Source organism: Candidatus Woesearchaeota archaeon (genome assembly GCA_030651375.1).
GTDB lineage: Archaea > Nanobdellota > Nanobdellia > Woesearchaeales > UBA12501 > JAUSFM01.
This window is the reverse complement of record JAUSFM010000004.1, coordinates 1-17,940: the sequence shown is the minus strand read 5'-3', so window position 1 is coordinate 17,940 and position 17,940 is coordinate 1. Positions and strand designations below refer to the sequence as shown.

General features: G+C 47.7%; 19 protein-coding genes. 11 read left to right on the top strand and 8 right to left on the bottom strand.

What is annotated here, in order from left to right:
* The first annotated feature begins 30 nt into the window (after window positions 1-30).
* Entirely contained in the window at window positions 31-3,507 is a 3,477-nt protein-coding gene (locus Q7R76_01495; protein MDO8642248.1) for a hypothetical protein, read from the top strand.
* On the opposite strand, the gene Q7R76_01490 is transcribed toward Q7R76_01495, so the two are convergent.
* Window positions 3,486-4,400, bottom strand: coding sequence for an AbrB/MazE/SpoVT family DNA-binding domain-containing protein (locus Q7R76_01490; GenBank protein ID MDO8642247.1), 915 nt, complete (start codon window positions 4,398-4,400; stop codon window positions 3,486-3,488). The two genes, Q7R76_01495 and Q7R76_01490, sit on opposite strands and share 22 nt — an antisense overlap.
* Before the next feature lie 111 nt (window positions 4,401-4,511).
* On the opposite strand from Q7R76_01490, the gene Q7R76_01485 reads away from it, so the two are divergent.
* From Q7R76_01485 to Q7R76_01475, 3 genes are all read left to right on the top strand, one after another.
* Window positions 4,512-5,183 carry an ATP-binding protein gene (locus Q7R76_01485; GenBank protein MDO8642246.1) on the top strand — a complete coding sequence of 224 codons (672 nt, stop codon included), beginning with the start codon at window positions 4,512-4,514 and terminating at the stop codon, window positions 5,181-5,183.
* A 59-nt stretch (window positions 5,184-5,242) separates the two neighbouring features.
* The gene (locus Q7R76_01480) at window positions 5,243-5,590 is read left to right on the top strand and encodes an aspartate 1-decarboxylase (GenBank protein ID MDO8642245.1); all 348 of its coding nucleotides are present in this window, start codon (window positions 5,243-5,245) and stop codon (window positions 5,588-5,590) included.
* Window positions 5,591-5,744: 154 nt separating this feature from the next.
* Window positions 5,745-5,888 (top strand): hypothetical protein, encoded by a 144-nt coding sequence (locus tag Q7R76_01475; GenBank protein MDO8642244.1) that lies wholly within the window; start codon window positions 5,745-5,747, stop codon window positions 5,886-5,888.
* 38 nt (window positions 5,889-5,926) lie between these two features.
* On the opposite strand, the gene Q7R76_01470 is transcribed toward Q7R76_01475, so the two are convergent.
* The 6 genes from Q7R76_01470 to Q7R76_01445 all read right to left on the bottom strand — a co-directional run bounded on the left by Q7R76_01470 (window position 5,927) and on the right by Q7R76_01445 (window position 13,242).
* Window positions 5,927-6,148 (bottom strand): hypothetical protein, encoded by a 222-nt coding sequence (locus Q7R76_01470; protein MDO8642243.1) that lies wholly within the window; start codon window positions 6,146-6,148, stop codon window positions 5,927-5,929.
* 82 nt (window positions 6,149-6,230) lie between these two features.
* Window positions 6,231-7,445 carry a hypothetical protein gene (locus Q7R76_01465; GenBank protein ID MDO8642242.1) on the bottom strand — a complete coding sequence of 405 codons (1,215 nt, stop codon included), beginning with the start codon at window positions 7,443-7,445 and terminating at the stop codon, window positions 6,231-6,233.
* Between the two features lie 230 nt (window positions 7,446-7,675).
* Entirely contained in the window at window positions 7,676-7,978 is a 303-nt protein-coding gene (locus Q7R76_01460; GenBank protein MDO8642241.1) for a hypothetical protein, read from the bottom strand.
* A gap of 141 nt (window positions 7,979-8,119) precedes the next feature.
* The gene (locus Q7R76_01455; protein MDO8642240.1) at window positions 8,120-10,156 is read right to left on the bottom strand and encodes a sodium-translocating pyrophosphatase; all 2,037 of its coding nucleotides are present in this window, start codon (window positions 10,154-10,156) and stop codon (window positions 8,120-8,122) included.
* 79 nt (window positions 10,157-10,235) lie between these two features.
* The gene (locus Q7R76_01450; protein ID MDO8642239.1) at window positions 10,236-12,638 is read right to left on the bottom strand and encodes a hypothetical protein; all 2,403 of its coding nucleotides are present in this window, start codon (window positions 12,636-12,638) and stop codon (window positions 10,236-10,238) included.
* Between the two features lie 94 nt (window positions 12,639-12,732).
* A complete protein-coding gene (locus Q7R76_01445; GenBank protein ID MDO8642238.1) occupies window positions 12,733-13,242 on the bottom strand; it encodes a hypothetical protein in 510 nt (169 codons plus the stop codon).
* Window positions 13,243-13,332: 90 nt separating this feature from the next.
* Here Q7R76_01445 and Q7R76_01440 point away from each other — a divergent pair, with 90 nt between their 5' ends.
* A complete protein-coding gene (locus Q7R76_01440; GenBank protein ID MDO8642237.1) occupies window positions 13,333-13,920 on the top strand; it encodes a hypothetical protein in 588 nt (195 codons plus the stop codon).
* A 44-nt stretch (window positions 13,921-13,964) separates the two neighbouring features.
* The gene (locus tag Q7R76_01435) at window positions 13,965-14,342 is read left to right on the top strand and encodes a hypothetical protein (GenBank protein MDO8642236.1); all 378 of its coding nucleotides are present in this window, start codon (window positions 13,965-13,967) and stop codon (window positions 14,340-14,342) included.
* Here the strand turns inward: Q7R76_01435 and Q7R76_01430 are convergent.
* A complete protein-coding gene (locus Q7R76_01430; protein ID MDO8642235.1) occupies window positions 14,329-14,493 on the bottom strand; it encodes a hypothetical protein in 165 nt (54 codons plus the stop codon). The two genes, Q7R76_01435 and Q7R76_01430, sit on opposite strands and share 14 nt — an antisense overlap.
* A 53-nt stretch (window positions 14,494-14,546) precedes the next feature.
* On the opposite strand from Q7R76_01430, the gene Q7R76_01425 reads away from it, so the two are divergent.
* From Q7R76_01425 to Q7R76_01405, 5 genes are all read left to right on the top strand, one after another.
* The gene (locus Q7R76_01425) at window positions 14,547-14,846 is read left to right on the top strand and encodes a hypothetical protein (GenBank protein MDO8642234.1); all 300 of its coding nucleotides are present in this window, start codon (window positions 14,547-14,549) and stop codon (window positions 14,844-14,846) included.
* A gap of 91 nt (window positions 14,847-14,937) precedes the next feature.
* Entirely contained in the window at window positions 14,938-15,264 is a 327-nt protein-coding gene (locus Q7R76_01420; protein MDO8642233.1) for a hypothetical protein, read from the top strand.
* Window positions 15,261-17,243 carry a V-type ATP synthase subunit I gene (locus Q7R76_01415; GenBank protein MDO8642232.1) on the top strand — a complete coding sequence of 661 codons (1,983 nt, stop codon included), beginning with the start codon at window positions 15,261-15,263 and terminating at the stop codon, window positions 17,241-17,243. Before Q7R76_01420 ends, Q7R76_01415 begins: the two co-directional genes overlap by 4 nt.
* 116 nt (window positions 17,244-17,359) lie before the next feature.
* On the top strand, window positions 17,360-17,590 hold the full coding sequence (locus tag Q7R76_01410; protein MDO8642231.1) for a V-type ATP synthase subunit K: 231 nt from the start codon (window positions 17,360-17,362) through the stop codon (window positions 17,588-17,590).
* An 8-nt stretch (window positions 17,591-17,598) separates the two neighbouring features.
* Window positions 17,599-17,940: hypothetical protein (locus tag Q7R76_01405; GenBank protein MDO8642230.1), on the top strand; the 342-nt coding region annotated here is incomplete at its 3' end.

Sequence of the window (17,940 nt, the reverse complement as noted above, 5' to 3'; positions counted from 1 at the left end):
TTTATAAGGCATTGCTTATCCTCATTTTTTATGTCCCTTGATGCCCGCGTTATCAGACACCTGCAGTACATGCTTCCGCACGGCCTTCGCCTCGAAGACCCGGTGTTGAGAAGAAAATATTCCGCACAAACAATGACGGATGGTGCATATATTGTTCTTGCAAGTGAAGGAAGATGGGATGGTCAACGCGTGATGTATCCTGTTCAAAAAATGCTTCATTTTCTTTTTCCAGATGAACACCCAAAAGTGTTTTATTCTTTTAATGGTAAAGATTCTGAAGCAGGCTCAGAAGATGATAAACAACCCGGACAGGTCGTAGCGCTCAGCGTCCTTCCTCCGGATGAGCAAAAAAGCATGCTCGCTGGTTTTTTAACGCCAAAAGAAGCAGAGGTTGCTGAATTTTTGCAGGGTCTTCAGGCCCAATTGAGCCTTGCAAGCACCAAGGAAGAAACGCGCGCAGTGCTTGACGAGTTTATACGCATCACGCATCTTCCTGCAGAGGTTGCAGATACATTTTACCAACGGGCACATCACCATGCTCTTGGCGAAGATTTTCCTGATTTTGGAGAAGCGGCACGAAAGGAAATTGATCGCGCGTTTTGTTACGAATTTAGCTGGGACCTCACGCGAAATGCCCACGCGTTCAGCATGCGGGATGAAACCTCGATGCTGTTTCCTGCGTTTGCGTTAGGGGCTTCTGTCATTGATTCGCTTTTGCTCGTGGGAGCGGATGTTGCCTATGAGGCACAGGAACCGAAACACCAACGCCTTGAAAAAACACAGATGTGGGCTGGTGCATATGGAAAACTGATTGATCCATTTGATTCTTCGTCTGATCCCTATGCAGAGTTCGCATTGGGCCTTCGCATGCTGATGATGACGATTGAAGAACAAAATCCTCCGCAAGAGAGAGTGAAGGAAAAAACACGGTTGTTAGAAAAGTATAAACATATCTGTGCTGACCTTGCGTTTGGTGCGGTTGGATTCGCGTTTGCCGAATACCAAAGAAAGTATGCTCAATTGTGTTATGAAACAGTAGATAGAAAAGGGCTTGAAAACGTGCTTGAACTGCAGGTTATGAATGTTGAGCGCCATATTGAAGAACATGGGCTGAAGGATCATTGCGGATTCAGGCGAGAACTGTTTGATGAACCCATTGATCCACACCTTAGTCCGCTGGTCGAATCTCTTTTTCTAACGTGGCATGCACGCATGCGCATGCAAGAAAAGAAAGGAGGAACAGAAGATACACCAGAAGATGAGAAAGAATCACCATCCGCCAACGGAACACAACACTCCGAAACAATTGATGCTCGCATAGCTACAATAAAGCAGTATGTAGTTGATGAAGTCATCACTGAACGCATTCTGAAGCAAACGCCTCCTGAATTAGGAGGTATGCCCCTTGATATTCTGCTTCATTTTAATCCAGCAGTACATCTTGCCAAATACATGGGAGATCCGGCAGTTGATTATGCGGTTGCTGAAGCGATTGTTACGCGTGCGCATGACGAACATGACGGAAGCCACCTTCTGTTAGCAACCGTGATGGGGCGCTATTTCCCTCAATTCTCGCTGGCTTCGAAACATCTTGATAGCCGCCTTGAACAAACCAGTTACCCACACACTTTTTTGAAACCTGACGAACTACAGCGTTGGCAGGAACGGTTTGCCCAATTATTGATTGACAATGATTACTCACGTGAAAAACGAATCTGGAACAATAGTTTTCTGTATCATATGATTCACTCTCGAACCAGTGCGTTCTTTCAATCGGCAGAGCATATCAAAACAGGGGACTTGCTGAAAGCACGAGAGCAGTGGATTATTATGGGCTATGACTCTCCTTTGTTGTGGTCGATACAAGCAACAGAGCTGTTGGGCAGATATGACACGTTGACTGCACCACAAAAAATTAACCTGGTGCGAAGCTGCACCCAGTTTATTGAAGAAGAGCCTGAAGAATTACGGGAAGCAAAAAAACTTCTGGAGCAAAAAATAGGGAGAGAATTGAAGAAAGAAACAAAAGAGAAGAGTGGAATTGATTTTGAGCTGTTTGATGCGTACATGACAACTGCGGCGCGCCTGCGTTCGTATCGCGTCTTGTGTGGAGGAGCAGAAGCATTGCGTGCACACGGGCATGAGATCGGGCGTTGGTTTAAAATGTATTGGCCATTGGAATTTCAGCGTGAACTTCCTGAAAAATTAAAAACAGCAGTGTACCAAGAAGCAGGTGCACATATTGACGCACGAGAATATGCTCAAGCCCACCACTTGTTTAAAAAACTGGATCCGGCACAAGGGACACTGGCTTTTTTAGTTGAACTCTATGCACGCCATGGTGCGGTGGTTAACGAGCAAACTGCCGATGGAAGTGATGTCGAAAACCAGGGTGAGACCACACTTCAATTTGTAGGAGATGAAGGACAGCTCGTCAAGGTCATACTCCACAGTGATGTCATGCGCGGACGCGGATCAGAAGAGGTTCGGTGGCACACACTCAGTGTCGAGTCAGAGAAAACAAGAAGTGCAGGGCGGCGAAGCATCGTCACCAAAGTGAATGATGATGCAAGAATTACCCAAATAGAATATAATGTCCTTGAAGCGTTAAAACATTCACAATTTTCTGTTGCAACACCGATTTCAATGTCAGGAGCTGAGCTTACGGTGGAATATTCCGGCGTTCCTCTGATGGCGTATGCGCAAACTCCGGGCCGTGATGAAACACAGTATGCACAGTATCTGGTACAGGCAACACACCAGCGACTTGCCATCAGCCGTGCACTGGAAACCATCTTACGCCCTGATGAAAAAGTGTTTTTGCAGGAACGCCAGGTTGAGAGCATGTATGAGCATTTTGAAGAGCGTGCGTCCCGCAGTGAAATTGGTGAGCAGATGTATGCGTGGCGAGTGATGCGGGCGCTTGGGTTTGAAGATGCTGGGTTTCTAAAAGCGTATACCAACACGGTTGGCCGGATGCTTACCACTCTGCCCGGTGAATATTATGGTTGGCTGCGTGATAATTTTGCCGGTAACCTTGCCATTGACGGCGAGCAGGTTGTTTCATTTGATTTTAACAATCTGAGATATGATGTTCTGTTATTTGATGACGCAATGCTTCTTGATTCATACGGGTTGAACGTAGCGCCCGAGGTGAAAGAACAGTGTGTAGGCCTGACGCGAAAAGTGATCAATCCGGATACTCCTGCCCTGTTTGATTTCGCGTATCTTGTTGCACGCCTGCACCGCAATCTGTTGCAGGCAGGAAATATACTTCATGAGATGGGAGCACGGGGAAAAGGAAGCCTTGAAGAAGCAGACCATTATTGGCAGTGTTCGCAAGAAAGTTGGGCAGCCTTACACGCCCAGCGATTGGTTGGTGTTGATCGGGATGAGCTTTCTTCGGTTCAAAAAAGGTTGCATGAGGCATATGCTCAACGCAGAGAGACAGTTTCCGCAGGCAGTAATGAGTCGAATCAGAGTAATCAGAGCACCGTTGCAAGATAAGGCCCGAGCATGCCAAACACCATGCTTTCAATATTGATTAAATAATGAATGATAATTTTTTGCTGGTCTTTCGTTGCCTCAAAAAGCGAGAAGGCAGAGGTGATTGTTTTTTTTCTAAGATCGTTCAGTTTTTTCGCGTTCTCAATGTCATGTTTCAAAAAGAGCTCGGTAAAAAGAGCGATCGTGGCATTGACCTGCTGGAAAAGATCAAGGACTTCTTTTGAGATTTTTAGTTTCTGATGCTGAACAAGATAGTCGCACAGAAATTTGAATTCGTCAGCGCAGGTTTCAAGCTGTTCAACAATCGTGTATAAAAACACTGTTTTTCCGCGATCAGGATAGCCGTTGATTGCCAGCGCCCGCCGGCAAAAATGAGTGAATTTGTTGTTTGTTTTTTCAAGGTCTCGAATGAGGAGGATGGTTTCAAAATCCCGCTCTTTGAGCGCAACAAGGAGGTCTTCACCCATTACTTTGAGGAGAAGAACCGTTCTTCGCAGCAGTGCGTCAAATTCTTTGGTCTCTGCTTCTGAAATATCCTTGACAACACAACGATTTTTTTCTTGCTTGACAATTTCAAAGGTCATTGCTTCAAGCGCAATGGCCTGCTCAACATCGCCAAGCTGGCGGTGGTTGGTATAGAGCACCTCAACTTCATCGTATCCTGATTTGTACATGGCATCAAACGCCCGCCGAGTTAATGAGCCGAGTTGAGAAATATCCAAGGTTCCTTTTTTTGCAGGTTTTTTCCCTGCTCTTGCTTGAAGAATAATCTGGTCTTCATGAGGAGTAAGCTCAATTTCATCTCCTTTCTGAAGATGAAAGGTATCAGTCCATTTTTTTGGAAGAGAAACCGTCAGACTTGTGTTTCCATGGCGAACGAGTTTTCGTTTCATGCGGTTCGCAAACCCGAGGAGGTATATATACTTTCCTGAAATATATAGAAATGTATTGATATACATTATACATGAGAAAAGTACATACTTTTTATCGAATCCGGACGATGAATGGGACTTTCGGAACCACAGGCGCACAGTATTGATACGGTGGTTGAGCACTATGTTCGAGGGTGGCATCAGAAATGCGGTCCGTTGAATATCGATCCTGTTCGTTTTGAGGTGAGAACCTCGTTGCAGTGCCCACAGCCGTTTCTTCCGTATCCTGCATATCGCGCTCTTTCAGAGGTGCTTGACCATCTCACTGAAAACGCAATGTGGGCAATGAGTAAGATTGTCTGGGAAGACCTCGATGAGTTGTTTGCAAAATATACGCCAGCGGCTCCGGGCGGTATTCAGTACACCACCGCTGTTGATGGCGACCGCGCCGTTCTTCGTGTTTCTGATACTGGCTGCGGCATGAATCCCGATGTGTTTGGAATTCAAGCAAGCGTTCCTTGGCACGACAGTACCGGTAGGACGCAAGATGAATATCTGGTGGCGCAGCTCAATCTCCGTGCTTTTTCGTATGAAGTTTCAACAAAAGGAACATCAGGATGTGGGTTGGGCATTTCTGAAAATATCGTAGAGCGATTAGGAGGAAGAATTTTTATAAGCGGAACAACGTACGAACATGATGGCCGCCTGTGCACAATAGGAGAACATAATCCTGATCAATCGGGCACAACGATAACAATACGCCTTCCTTTTGACTCTCGCCCGCCACTATATGTGATCGATTGATGAGTATTGAACAGAGCTGAAAAATCGAAAATAAAAATCACAAAAAAAAAGGTGTGCATATGCGTTTCGTGCTTCGCTCAAAAATCCACAAGGCAACGGTTACTGAGGCACATCTTGACTATCTTGGAAGCATCACGATTGACGAAGAGCTGATTGGCCTTGCCGGTTTTTTTGTTGGAGAAAAAGTGCTGGTCGTGAGCAATACAACGGGCGCACGTTTGGAAACGTATGTCATTGCAGGTAAACGCGGCTCGGGCGCCATTGAGATGAACGGCGCAGCGGCACATCTCATCAAGACAGGGGAAGAGATTATAATTATGGGATTTGAATTGAATGACCAGCCAATCGCTGCCAAAGTAATTCTGGTTGACCCAAACAACAGATTTGTTCAATGGTTGGGAAAATAAGGTACACGGGGCAAAAGATTTATATACCTGCGATACTTCTCTTTTTTCATCTGATATCTTATCATGGTTTTGCTCTGATGTGTTACCAGAGAAAATAAAAACAAACATAAAAAAATTATAAAGATAATTTTTCAAAAGAGGAAAAAACACTACTATGGACACGATAAATCTTCTCGGACAGAGAATTATTCATTGCAGCCATTGCGACAAGGAGTTCTTGTACTTTGGCATCCCTAACGAGGGAGAAGAATATTTCTGCGGCCCGGAATGTATTGAAACATACAACAAAAAGGATTAGGAAGAAAAAGATTTAGAAAGAAAAAAACAAAGAAAGCGTCAGCGAAGAATATCAATCACGTGCGCTTTGTCTTCTGCAACTTTTTTATACTTGACTAGCCGCCGCTCTCGTGGCGGAATGCCAATGGTGCGCACGGCTTCAGCGGAAAGCTCATAGCTGAGGATAGAATCGAGATTGTGGAGAGGAACCAATTTGCCGATGTAGGTACGCTGGCGGCCTGCGCATCGCGTTGAAACCGACATGATGCGTCCTTCTTCCATATGTATCACCTGCTTTTTCTTTTTTTTGCTTTTTTCTGGAAAAAGAAAGTATCTTTTCATTTATATTGTTTATCATTTTGGCTTACAGAAAAGAAGATAATTTTCGCTGTGATGAACAAATGGTGAGCAATTTGCTTGCGCACGTCAATTCACCAAGTGGATAGGTGAAATGTTTTGCTGCATATTTTTCAGCAAATGACAGCATCAGTCCTTTGTCAGAGAATACAATCGGCCTCGTCGCAAGCGTTTTGCGCACGGCTTCGCGCACTACCCACACGCCGAGGTGCGCTGTGTATTCGTCAGTAATGAACCGAAGCGCAAGGACAGAGGCACGTCGCTTCATGCTCTTGAGTTTTTCAAGAATGGCGAGCCGCGCTGCGTAATAGCCGCCGGCGCAGTGCTCTGCGTAGGTTTTCCTGCCGGTGTAATCCTCAAAGTCGGTGGTGAATTGGATTGTTGCTCGGGGTATGGTAGTGCCACCCGCGTAGGTTTCGAATAATTCGTACCGCCACACGTCAGGAAAAAAGAGGATAATGAAGTAGTTTCCGAAATAACTGCCGATAAACGCGCAATAGTCTGCTTCGGAAAAATCTTTGATATCGTCCGCGATGTTTTTGCCGAGCGTGTCATCAACCGCGGTGATGGACCAGCGGGTTGGCACCAGTTTCCGCTGGAGTTTAACGCCGAGCGTTCCGGCACTAAGAAGTTTGGTCAGATATTGTTCGTCAAAATGCTTTTTGTAGAGCGAGGCAAGCGCGTCGCCTGCTTTGAAGTCAGTATCTGACACTGCTTTGTCGACGGCAGTTGGAATTTTCGGATTTTCCGTGATTCTTGCTTTTTTCAGCGTGACGCTGGGGCCGAACGGACTCACTTCCTGTTCCGCACGAAGAAAGCGTGAGAAGTCCGGCTTTTTTGAGAGGTTGATTTCAACATCAACCGGCTGGCTCGCCATTGAAATTTCCTGGCTGACCGGCGTGAAGGTGTGGTTGAATGATTTTATGTCAGTCTGAAATCGCGAGTTAATCAGAGCGAGGCGCAGGTTGATAATCTGCGGAATGGAATAATTATCTTTGCTCCACAACAAATAATCGTCGTTATTTTCGTACTGTTCGGTGTTGAGGATGCCGACGTTGATGTGTGGATAGCCGAACCGCCCGACAAAAATGTTCGGAGCTGCACCGAAGTAATCCTGCTTTGCATTTTGTGCGAGCTCCTGTTTTTTTGCGAGTGAAAATAACAATGGGCAAGGATCGCGGTAGAAATGCTGTTTTTTGCAGAGCGAGCAGTGAACGTGCATGAATGTGGAGAAGCGTGAGGGTTATAAAAAGATAGTGACGGAGAGACAAATTAAAAACATAATTAATTGCGGGGCGCCGCCGTGCCCCAACACAGTTGGGGTCTTTTTTTCCCCACGCTGACCCGGGGCAGTCGTGGGGAGAAAAAAGAGTTTGCTTTAGCAAACCACGGCGGCGCCCCGCATTTGAAGAACAGTTCAATAACGCAGATGAAGAAACAAAAACAATCAATTCACAAATGAAACAATTCATCCTCTTTCATCAAGCGGTAGCCGCCTTTGTTTTCGCCGAATTCGTCTTCAAACTGGCTGCAGGCGCGCTTGCCTTCCCAGTACACCCAGCAGCTTCTGCCAAACCATTGCCATTTTATGCAGCCCTCGCAGACTGGCGCGCCGGGCTTTTCCGTGCGCTCAGGAACCTTCCCGGGCTGCGGCTGCGAATACGCCACGGGCGGAACGTGCGATGCTGATTGCTGTGGATGGGGAAGCGGTTGCGATTGCGCTGGTTGTTGTGTTTGTTGGTTTTCGTCAGCCATAGGCACGAGAATAAAAAATGGGTTTATATAGTTTACGAAGAGAATCAGAAAAAGAACGAAAAACGGAAAAAGAAAGAGAAAAAAAGCGAAAAAAGAAAAAACAGAAATAAAAAAGATAAAAATAAAATAGATTAAATGGACTTACAGGAACAACGGCGCAAGAACGAGCGCAAGTGTCGCCAAGAGCTTGATGAGCACATGGAGACTGGGGCCTGCCGTGTCCTTGCATGGGTCACCGACCGTGTCGCCGACAACTGCTGCCTTGTGCGCAGGGCTTCCTTTGCCGCCCATCACGCCGGTTTCAATGTATTTCTTTGCGTTGTCCCATGCGCCGCCGCCGTTGTTCAACACGGTCGCGAGGAGCACACCAGTAATGGTGCTGACCATGAGCATGCCGGCAAGCGCTTCGGCTTTAAGCAGGACCCCAACCACAATAGGGAAGCCAATGGCAAGAACGCCGGGAAGTATCATGTTTTTGAGCGCACCGCGCGTCGTTATGTCGACGCATGCTGCGTAATCAGGTTTCACCGTTCCTTTCATGATGCCCTTGTTCTTGAATTGTCTGCGGACTTCTTCAATGATGCATCCTGCGGTTTTTCCAACGGCGCGGATAGCGAATGCGCTGAAGAGGAAGACGAGCATGGCACCGAGCAGGGCGCCGATGAAGACTTCCACTTTGGCGAGGTCAACAACTGCAAATGCCTTGCCAGTCAGAAGTGCAACCTCGTCGAGGTAGGCGGAAAACAGGAGGAATGCGGCAAGGGCTGCTGAGCCGATGGCATATCCTTTAGTGAGCGCCTTGGTGGTGTTGCCCACTGAATCAAGCCGATCAGTTCTGCGGCGTACGCTCGCCGGCGATTTGGACATTTCGATAATGCCGCCGGCGTTGTCGGTGATGGGGCCGAAGGTGTCCATGGCAAGAATGTATGCAGCGGTTGAGAGCATGCCCATGGTTGCAATGGCTGTTCCATAGAGGCCGCCATGTGGCACGCCGGACCAGAGGCCGAAGACGTACGAAAAGAACAGCGCGAGTGCAATAACAATAGTCGGCGCGCCGGTGCATTCAAACGCAACGGCAAGGCCGGAGATGATTGTTGTTGCGGGGCCAGTTTTACAGGCCTCGGCAATTTCTCTTACTGGACGGTATTTGTATTCAGTATAATATTGCGTGATGTACACAAAGAGGATGCTCATCACAATGCCGACGAGTCCTGCATAAAAGAACCAGATGTTGTTCAGCAGGATGCGCGTGGCAACGTACAATAGTATCGCGGAAAGTATGCTTGCAATGAAGTAGCCGCGGTTGAGCGCTTTCATTGGGTCTTCTGTTTCTGATGCCTTGACACTCAAAATACCGATGATGGATGCAATAAGGCCGAAGGCGCGTGCAACAAGCGGAAACAAAACACCGTTCACACCAAATGATGGATAGAGCGCAACACCAAGAATCATGGCGCCGATGTTTTCAGCGGCCGTGCTTTCGAACAAGTCCGCGCCTCTGCCAGCACAGTCCCCAACGTTGTCGCCGACAAGGTCAGCAATAACCGCGGGGTTTCGAGGGTCATCTTCAGGAATGCCTGCCTCAACTTTGCCGACGAGGTCAGCGCCCACATCAGCTGCTTTGGTAAAGATACCGCCGCCGAGCTGGGCGAACAGTGCGACGAAACTCGCGCCGAAACCATAGCCAACAATCATGAAGGGTGTAGTTTTTGGGTCAGCGCCGAAAAGCATATAGAGGCCTGCAACGCCGATAAGTGAGAGCGCGACAACGAGAATGCCGGAGACTGCGCCGCCCCAGAATGAGATGCGCAGTGCCTTGCTCATGGATGTCCGCGCTGCGGACGCGGTGCGAATGTTTGCGCGCACTGAAATGTACATGCCAATAATGCCGGCGATAGCTGAACAGAATGCACCGAGCACAAAGGCCGCGCCGGTTTTTATTGCGTAATCCCAGCGGCCGAGAAAGCCGTAAATGCCGACGATAACGACGGCAAGGATGAGGGTAAGAATGGCAATGGTTTTGTACTGGCGCTTGAGGAATGCTTCAGCGCCCTCGCGGATTGCGTCAGAAATTTTCTGCATGGCCGGTGTGCCTTGGTCCTGTTTGAGCACATACCGTGCCAGCAGTGCAGCAACGCCCAATGCAAGGAAACTGATAATAAAGACGTATTCTAACATAGTTCCAACCCCCGTATATTATTGATGCCGAGTAGATAAGTGGAGGTTTATAAAGATTTCTTTTCGGGATTGGTACACATTAGCGTAACGACGCCGGATTCGCACCAAGATGGGTGACTTTGAACTCTTTTTGATTTACCCGCTCAACCAGAAGGTAATCATGGCCGTCGGTAAAGAGGCCAGAGCCGTTGACCTGTTTCAAATCGCACTTGCCTGCTGCAACAAAATCTTCGCGGATAACGGATTTTAATGATTGGGCACCGGCGCTATCGGCAAGAGCACGCGCATCAGCCAGATTATACGAAGCAGCATAGCGAAGCCCTGCATCGCGGGTTACGTGAAGATTGAAACCATTTACTTTCACGGTGATTGGATGTTCTTGGTCAAGCCGTTCAAGTGCATCTTCAAGTTTCATGGTTGCATAGCTTCTGCGTTTTTGTTCAGGAACACCTGCATCGCGAAGGCAGTGGTGTAGGTAGGTTTTACCCATTGTATTGTAGTATGAAGTAAGGTCGGCAGAAGAAGAGGTAGAAGCAGAAGAAATAGAAGAATGCAATTCATCACGAGTGACTGGAATTCTCACGTCGTCAGGAATAGCTGCAAAGTCTGGACGCACCGGGCCAACCACTTCAGTGCCAAACCGAGTCTGGCGATAGGCAAAAACAGGAACACGGACCGATTTTTCAGGAGGTGTTTCATCAGTGAGAATATCAGCTATGTCTTCGTGTGCATAGACTGAAAACGGAACCGCAACAAGGCCAGGATCATCTTGTTCACGAAGTTCAGAAAAACGGCGCAAATCACGTTGTTCTCCTGTTCGCGCGGTGTACACCCGAACAGGCAGTTTGATCCCCTCTCTTTCTTCTTTGGTTGTAAACGGAACCCCAACAAGCGCAGGATCATCTTTTTCGCGAACTTCAGAAAACCGGCGCAAATCACGTTTTTCATCGACGCGATCTGTGTACACCCGAATAGATAGTTCGACTCCTTCTTCTTTTTTTGGAGAACGTGATGCTGTTCCTGAAACGGATGATTTTCGACGGTGAGCTTGTGGAGCGGGAGCGTTCGCGTTTGTTATCGTTGGCGTTGGTGAAGAGGGTAAAAAAGGTTCAGTGTGCACTGGTTCAGAATAATGTGCAGATGGCACATCAAAACGGGCAACACCATTTTCGTACCGAAGCGGAACACTATTCAGCGCAAGCCATGTTGCGCAATCTGCAGGCATGCTTCCTATGTACAAAAAGAAAAATCGTTCGAGTGGAGCAATATCTTTCAGGCGATACCGTGTTGCAACTGCGCGCGCCTCATCCACGGTACCGCCGAGCTCGCGGTACACATAATGTATGACAGTGGGATCAAGATGGGTACGAGCGATTTCTTCGAGCACCGCCCGCTTCTGCACTGCCGGAGGAGTAATCGTTTTCCATGGCTGCATAGTTGCGAGAGGGAGCGGAGAGCCCTGTTCCCGCAGTTGTTTCGCAGCAGTGAGTTTCGGCATGCGTTTTTTTCCAGTCAAATAACGAAACTGGTCATACGCTGCTTCAATATCACGGGCGTGGTACACGTCTCCTGCGGCAATTTTTGCCAATCTTTTTTCACGAATAGTTTCAGCAAGGGCTTTTGTTTTTGTATTCAAACATCCCTCGTCAAGCAGAAGTGTGAGATCGTCTGGCTCAAATATCCTGATCTGGGCAATTGTTTTTGATTGAATGCCAAAACTGGGGCGCATGCCCAGACGATACATCAGAAGCGCAAGGTCTTCGAGGAGCATTCCCTTGTCTGATGACTGGCTAAGGGTGATGCAATCGCGTGCTCGATCTTTTGCATCTTGATGAATCGCATGGCTGCTCAAATACCCGCTCAAAAAAGAGATATATTCTGCCCGGGTGCCAAGATGGTGCCACGGAATCGCTGAAAGCTGGTTGGTGACTGCATCAAAATGGCGAACAAAGGCCGCGGAATCGAATTCAACAGCGTACGGATAATTTGCATGTGGGCCGATGGGCGGCCGAACACCAAACACTGCTTCAGTGGAATCAGTAAAGCGTTCAGCAACCGCGGCGTCTGCCGTGCACACTTCAAGTGAGCGCAGCACGCGGGTTGTTGATTTTGTTCTGCCCAGTGACTGCCCGAGAAGATAGGCAAGAGGGATGTCTTTTTCATGGGAAGGAGTAAAATCGTGCATTGAGTGATTATTGGCCCCGAAAAAGATTGGCTCAAGAGTGATGGGAATAGAGCCATGATGAGTCCAGTGTGTTAATACGAATGGAGAAATGCCAAAACGCCGAGATAATTCAGCTGGCAGTACACCCTGTTCGCGCAGTTCTTTTATTTCCCGGTATTTCGCTGCATCAGCAAGTGCGTCTTTGATTCGTGTATGGAGAGGGCGTTCTTCAGAACCAGTATGATTGACCAGTACACTGATTTCAACCAACCGCTGTATCTCGCGGTCGGTCGGCAAAACAACCATTGGTTTAGGCATAAAAACAAGGCACAAGGCAGGTGATTTATATACCTTCCGTGGAAATGGGTTGCCGACTAAGGTAAACCATTAACGATATAGAATAATCATAGAATTACGCTTCCTTCACTTCTTTGACAATCGTGAATTTGGACTGGCCTTGGAAGTTGAGCTTTATTTTTCCGAGGCTGATGTCGAAGCAGGTGTTTTTGAATTGGTTTGCGCTGTTGACAACCGTCATCGGCTTTGTTTTGAACGCTTCCACGGTTGAGCCGTCGGCTGAAACAAGGTAGACCGTGTTGTCAGACTTGGCAGCAACCGATACGTCAACAACATCAACACCAGTCGGAAGGATACTGGTGGGGTCAAGAAAACTGGTCTGGTCAATGAGGCACAGCTTGGCATAATTCGCCGGTGCGGTGATAGTATCTACTCTTCCTCTGCCGAATGCTGACATTTCGTCAATCAGGTTGGTGAAGTCGGTCTTGAATTTTTCAATGTCTGCGTTTTCCGACGTGACCATGATTGATTTGATGCCACGGTAGGCAAACAATAAAAGAAGGCCCATGATTACGACGCCGAGAATGTACATGAAAACTTGCTGCATCTCGCCCTTCTTTTTCATGGGATGGGGGGAGATGAAGAGATTTATTAAGTTTTTCTTTTTGGTTGGAGAATATAAAAATATATTAATAACCTCCTCATGCAGAACCATATGGCACCGGCAGCAGCGCGCACCGCAAAAATCCCAGAGAGTGTTGAGACTATAGTTCTTTTTTTGCTTCCAGACGTTGTTGCGAATCGGGGTGAGTGGGCATCCTTTCGCAACAAACAAAGATATATGGAATTTGGGGAACAGCAGGCACGCGCATATCTGGAAGGGCTGCCGAAACAGTATCACGGAACAGGAATAGATGTAAAACTCTTTCCTGAAGAGTATGGCGGCATTTGTACATATACTGGCTCGTCCCATCACGTTGGTGTACAATTTCATCAGGGAGCGCGGCTGTTGCCGCCCGGATCAGGAAGTATGCGTGACTGTGTGTTCATTCCGGGATTCGCTGTGCTCATTGAAGCACAGGATCAGGAAGGGACTGCTGCAATCCTCCAAAGTGCTGTGAACCAATTTTATGTTCAAATGAGTTTAGACACGAGCCAATGGTGCGTACGGCGCGGAGATAGAACTGGGATAAAAGAAGAAGGACGATCGGTCTTAACGCCGTATCTGCCTCCGGGAACTGAAGTACGAACAATGCATGCCGATGCAGGAACAGGAGTATATACTGAGAGAGTTATTCTTTGAGTTTTTTCAAAAAATTTTTATAGAAAATAGGATACAAAGAGAATATGAAAAAACTCCTGATCCTCTTTTGTATCTTCGTCGTTCTGGTCATGGGTTGTACAACAACACCCACGGTTGAAGAAAAAACAAACACCAACGACATAACGGCACAAGCATCCCTGCCGCCGGACGTGAGTAATCATGTCATTGCGCAGTGCATGGAGTTGTGCAACGCTGCCAAAAAACAAGGGGAAAAACTAAGTGCAGGGCCGTGCTTGAGCGATGGCACGCCGTTTGTCGAGGACTGGGTGTGCGACAGTGCGCATTATCCGCGGCAGCCGATTGATGACAAACCCGAAAACCAGTGCGCTGATTTCATACGTGGCAAAGCAAATCATTTTGTTGAAGTGGATGAGAACTGCAATTTGATTAAGCGGCATTAGTTTTTTTGTTTTTCTTGAGAGTGGATTCTTTTTGTTTATCCGCTTTTTTCTCCATGAACGCGTACTGGATTGCCATGGAAAACCGCCCGGCAATCACGCCGATGACAAATATGAGAACGTATTTGATGTAGGTCAGGTTGGTCAGGTCCATGGTGTTGGCGAGGTGCATAAAAGTATTTAAAGATACCGATTGGTGCAGACTCCATGCGTTCCTCACTGCTCCCCTCCCCGCTCTCCCGACAACGCATAACCCCACTTGAAATCGTCGGGTGGCTGCTATTTTTTAGTTTCCTTCTCGTCGCTGAACTGATGCGATTCTCCCGACTCGAAACACTTCTTCTGGTTATCGGTTTCAGCATCGGGTTGATGAGCATTTATAAAGCGGCGACGCTCGGAAAAGAAGGATATGAAAAACACCGCCAAGAAATAACCGCGTGGCTTATGCGGTTTGTGGTGTTTAAGGTTGTGCCGCTCGCGGCGGTGATCGTTTATAAAGCTGTTTAAATTTAAAATTAAATTTAAAACATAAAACTTTATAAACAATGGGAAAAAACGAGAGCATATAAGAGAAAAATGCGACCAAGGGTGAATCAGATTGATTACCGCAGTCAAGAAAGTAATTGAAGCAGAAAAGAAAGCTGATGACATCATCGCAGAGGCGCAGAAAGATAAAGGGAAAATTCTTGAAAAAGCGCGCCATGATGCGCTGCAGCTTATTTCTGACGCTCAAAAAAAAATAGACGATGAGCAGGACGCATTTCTCCACCAGCGTGAAAAAGAAATTGATGAAAAAAAACAGCGGATTCTTGACGCGGCAGCCCAAACAATCGCCGCACTCGAGCGCCGTGCCGAAGGACAACTGAAAAAAGCCGAAGCGCTCATTCTGAAAAAATTCAAGGAATCCGTAGAACCACGACCATGATAACGCCAGAACCAATGTCGAAGATATCTATTGTCTGCCCCAAAACGTACATGGAGCGCGTCATCCAGAAATTATACCAGCTGGGGATGTATCACATTGAGCCGCACCAGAAAACCGACGACCTTGACATCGGCAAGCCGCTGGAGCGTTCGGAAAAGCTGGCTGAAATTCTCGTCAAAATCCGCGCATTGCTGTCATTGCTGGACATTGAAAAAAGCATACGCATGCAGTACACCGGAAAGGGAGAAAAAGACCAGTACGAGCTCGGCAGAAAATGCCGCCAGATTTATGACGATACCCTTGCACTGACTGATTCCATCAAAACAGCCGGCACCCAGATAACCCTGCTCACGGAAAAAATCCGCATCCTCGACCTGCTTAGAAAACTGCAGATTTCCAAGGAGCTGCTGCAGGACTCCAAGCACCTCGGCCGGCTCATCGGCGAACTCGATGGCACAACCGACATCGCACCGGTCAAAGCCGCAATTCACGCGGTCACGGCAAAACACGAACTGATAACGTCAAAAACAGAACACAAGCACCTTCTTGCGCTGTATGCAGAAAAAGAAAAAATTGCTGCGCTGCGCGATGCCCTGGCGCCGTTTGGATTTATTGATATTGACCTTGCGCCGGCGTTTGAGAGCAGAAAAAAGATAACGGAACAGCTTAGTGAACTGCACGCGCACTTGAGCAAAGCAACAACCCAGCGCAATGCGGCGCAGCTCAACCTCAACAAAATAAAGCGCGAGCAGGTGGGATTCCTCGTCGAAAATGAGCGCATGCTAACGGAAGAGACAAAAAAAGCAGAAGTCCCGCTCAACTTCGGCGAAACAAAAAAATCATTCACCATTCGCGGCTGGATTCCCACGGAACAGTTGGTGCAGGTCGTTGATGAGCTGAAGAAAACAACAAACAACAGCATCCACATCATCGATGAGCCGCTCGAAGAGCATGACAACATCCCTATCAAGTTCCGGCATAATATTCTCGTCAAGCCGTATGAGTTTTTTCTCCGGCTCTATGAACTGCCAAATTACCGCGAGATTGACCCGTCGATTATGATGTTCATAACCTTCCCGTTATTTTTTGGGTTTATGCTCGGTGATGTCGGCTATGGAATTGTCACGCTTCTCTTGTTCCTCGCACTGCGCGCAAAAATGCCAAGTGCGCGCGCGCTGCTCAACATCATGATTTTTTCCGCGATTATAACGATTGGATTTGGGTTTATGTTTGGTGAATATTTTGGATTTGAGCACGTCAGCGTGGAAACGGGAGAAAAACTATGCAGCATAGGGCTCTGCCTGCCAACCCATGCGGTGAAAATGGCGCATGGCGTTGAAAATGTCGCTGATTTTCCGCGGCTTATCAGCAGAGTGCAGGGGCATGTGCAGATTGGCAAGTTCAAAGTGCTATCCGTACTGGTTATCGGCGCCATTGTTGGATTGATTCATCTCAACCTCGCGCTCCTCATCGGCTTTTTCAATATCCTGTTTGAGCATGGATTCATGCACGCGTTCCTTGAAAAAATCAGCTGGATGGTGATGGAAGCAGGCGTCGCGGTGCTGGCATTGAGCTACGGCGGCACCATTGCACTAAGCCCCTTTGCAGGATTCGCCCTGCTGGGCATGGGGATAGTGATGATTTACCTCGGCGAAGGCGCCAAAGGGCTGGTTGAAATTCCTGCCATTTTCAGCAACATCCTTTCGTACATGCGGCTCGGGGCTGTGGGGCTTGCATCCGTCGGCTTGGCAGTCGTTGTGAACGAAAATCTCGCAATCCCTTTTTTTGAGAAAGGTGGAATTTTCACGGTACTTGCGATACTCATCCTTATTATTGGCCATGTGATTAACATCGCACTGGGCGTGCTGGGGCCATTCCTGCACGCACTTCGGCTGCATTATGTGGAATTTTTCTCGAAGTTCTACCAAGGCGGCGGCGTTTCATACCTGCCGTTTGGAGCGCGGGAAGAGGAAGCATAAACTAAACAACCTTTTTGCGCTGCGGCGCAAAAAGTTTGCACACGACGAATGACGCTTACGCACATAACAACATAAAACTTAAAAACAATTAAAAAACATGAATGGAGGAATGAACTATGGTAGCAGGAAGTGAAACCGGAATGATCGCCCTCGGCGCAGGGCTCGCAATTGGATTAAGTGCAATTGCAACTGCATGGGCAGAAAAGACTATCGGCGCAGCAGCCATTGGCGCGATGGCAGAAAAGGAACAGCTGTTTGGTAAAGGACTTATCCTGACGGTTATTCCCGAAACAATTGTCATTTTCGGGCTTGTCGTCGCTATCCTTATTATCGGCATGGCTGGATAAGGTGAACTATGGGACTTGAAGAAGTAAAGCAGGAAATCCTCGACGCAGCAGGCCGCGAAGCACAGCGCACCATAGACGAAGGAAACGCTGAAGCTACACAGCTGAAAAAAGAGGCGGAGAAAACCGTTGAAGCGTACCGCGTGAAACGGGCTGAAGACAGCCAGCGGATTGTGCAGCAGCTTGAGCGGCGCGAACTCGCGCAGGCAGATTTCGACGTCAAAAAGCGAATGCTTGACAAGAAAAAAGCTTTGGTTGAACACGCGTTTTCAGAAGCGGAAAAAACGCTTGCAGCAGAATCTGCAGCAGCGCGCACCACCATGCTCAAAAAACTGCTGGCCAAGGCGCGCAAG

What these genes read in the sequence shown, in the direction of transcription:
- Q7R76_01460 (MDO8642241.1), bottom strand. Translation starts at nt 7,978, where the DNA reads ATGGCTGACGAAAACCAACAAACACAACAACCAGCGCAATCGCAACCG.
- Q7R76_01470 (MDO8642243.1), bottom strand. Translation starts at nt 6,148, where the DNA reads ATGGAAGAAGGACGCATCATGTCGGTTTCAACGCGATGCGCAGGCCGC.
- Q7R76_01485 (MDO8642246.1), top strand. Translation starts at nt 4,512, where the DNA reads ATGGGACTTTCGGAACCACAGGCGCACAGTATTGATACGGTGGTTGAG.
- Q7R76_01480 (MDO8642245.1), top strand. Translation starts at nt 5,243, where the DNA reads ATGCGTTTCGTGCTTCGCTCAAAAATCCACAAGGCAACGGTTACTGAG.
- Q7R76_01425 (MDO8642234.1), top strand. Translation starts at nt 14,547, where the DNA reads ATGCGTTCCTCACTGCTCCCCTCCCCGCTCTCCCGACAACGCATAACC.
- Q7R76_01410 (MDO8642231.1), top strand. Translation starts at nt 17,360, where the DNA reads ATGGTAGCAGGAAGTGAAACCGGAATGATCGCCCTCGGCGCAGGGCTC.
- Q7R76_01490 (MDO8642247.1), bottom strand. Translation starts at nt 4,400, where the DNA reads ATGAAACGAAAACTCGTTCGCCATGGAAACACAAGTCTGACGGTTTCT.
- Q7R76_01430 (MDO8642235.1), bottom strand. Translation starts at nt 14,493, where the DNA reads ATGGACCTGACCAACCTGACCTACATCAAATACGTTCTCATATTTGTC.
- Q7R76_01455 (MDO8642240.1), bottom strand. Translation starts at nt 10,156, where the DNA reads ATGTTAGAATACGTCTTTATTATCAGTTTCCTTGCATTGGGCGTTGCT.
- Q7R76_01450 (MDO8642239.1), bottom strand. Translation starts at nt 12,638, where the DNA reads ATGCCTAAACCAATGGTTGTTTTGCCGACCGACCGCGAGATACAGCGG.
- Q7R76_01435 (MDO8642236.1), top strand. Translation starts at nt 13,965, where the DNA reads ATGAAAAAACTCCTGATCCTCTTTTGTATCTTCGTCGTTCTGGTCATG.
- Q7R76_01495 (MDO8642248.1), top strand. Translation starts at nt 31, where the DNA reads ATGTCCCTTGATGCCCGCGTTATCAGACACCTGCAGTACATGCTTCCG.
- Q7R76_01465 (MDO8642242.1), bottom strand. Translation starts at nt 7,445, where the DNA reads ATGCACGTTCACTGCTCGCTCTGCAAAAAACAGCATTTCTACCGCGAT.
- Q7R76_01475 (MDO8642244.1), top strand. Translation starts at nt 5,745, where the DNA reads ATGGACACGATAAATCTTCTCGGACAGAGAATTATTCATTGCAGCCAT.
- Q7R76_01440 (MDO8642237.1), top strand. Translation starts at nt 13,333, where the DNA reads ATGGCACCGGCAGCAGCGCGCACCGCAAAAATCCCAGAGAGTGTTGAG.
- Q7R76_01415 (MDO8642232.1), top strand. Translation starts at nt 15,261, where the DNA reads ATGATAACGCCAGAACCAATGTCGAAGATATCTATTGTCTGCCCCAAA.
- Q7R76_01445 (MDO8642238.1), bottom strand. Translation starts at nt 13,242, where the DNA reads ATGAAAAAGAAGGGCGAGATGCAGCAAGTTTTCATGTACATTCTCGGC.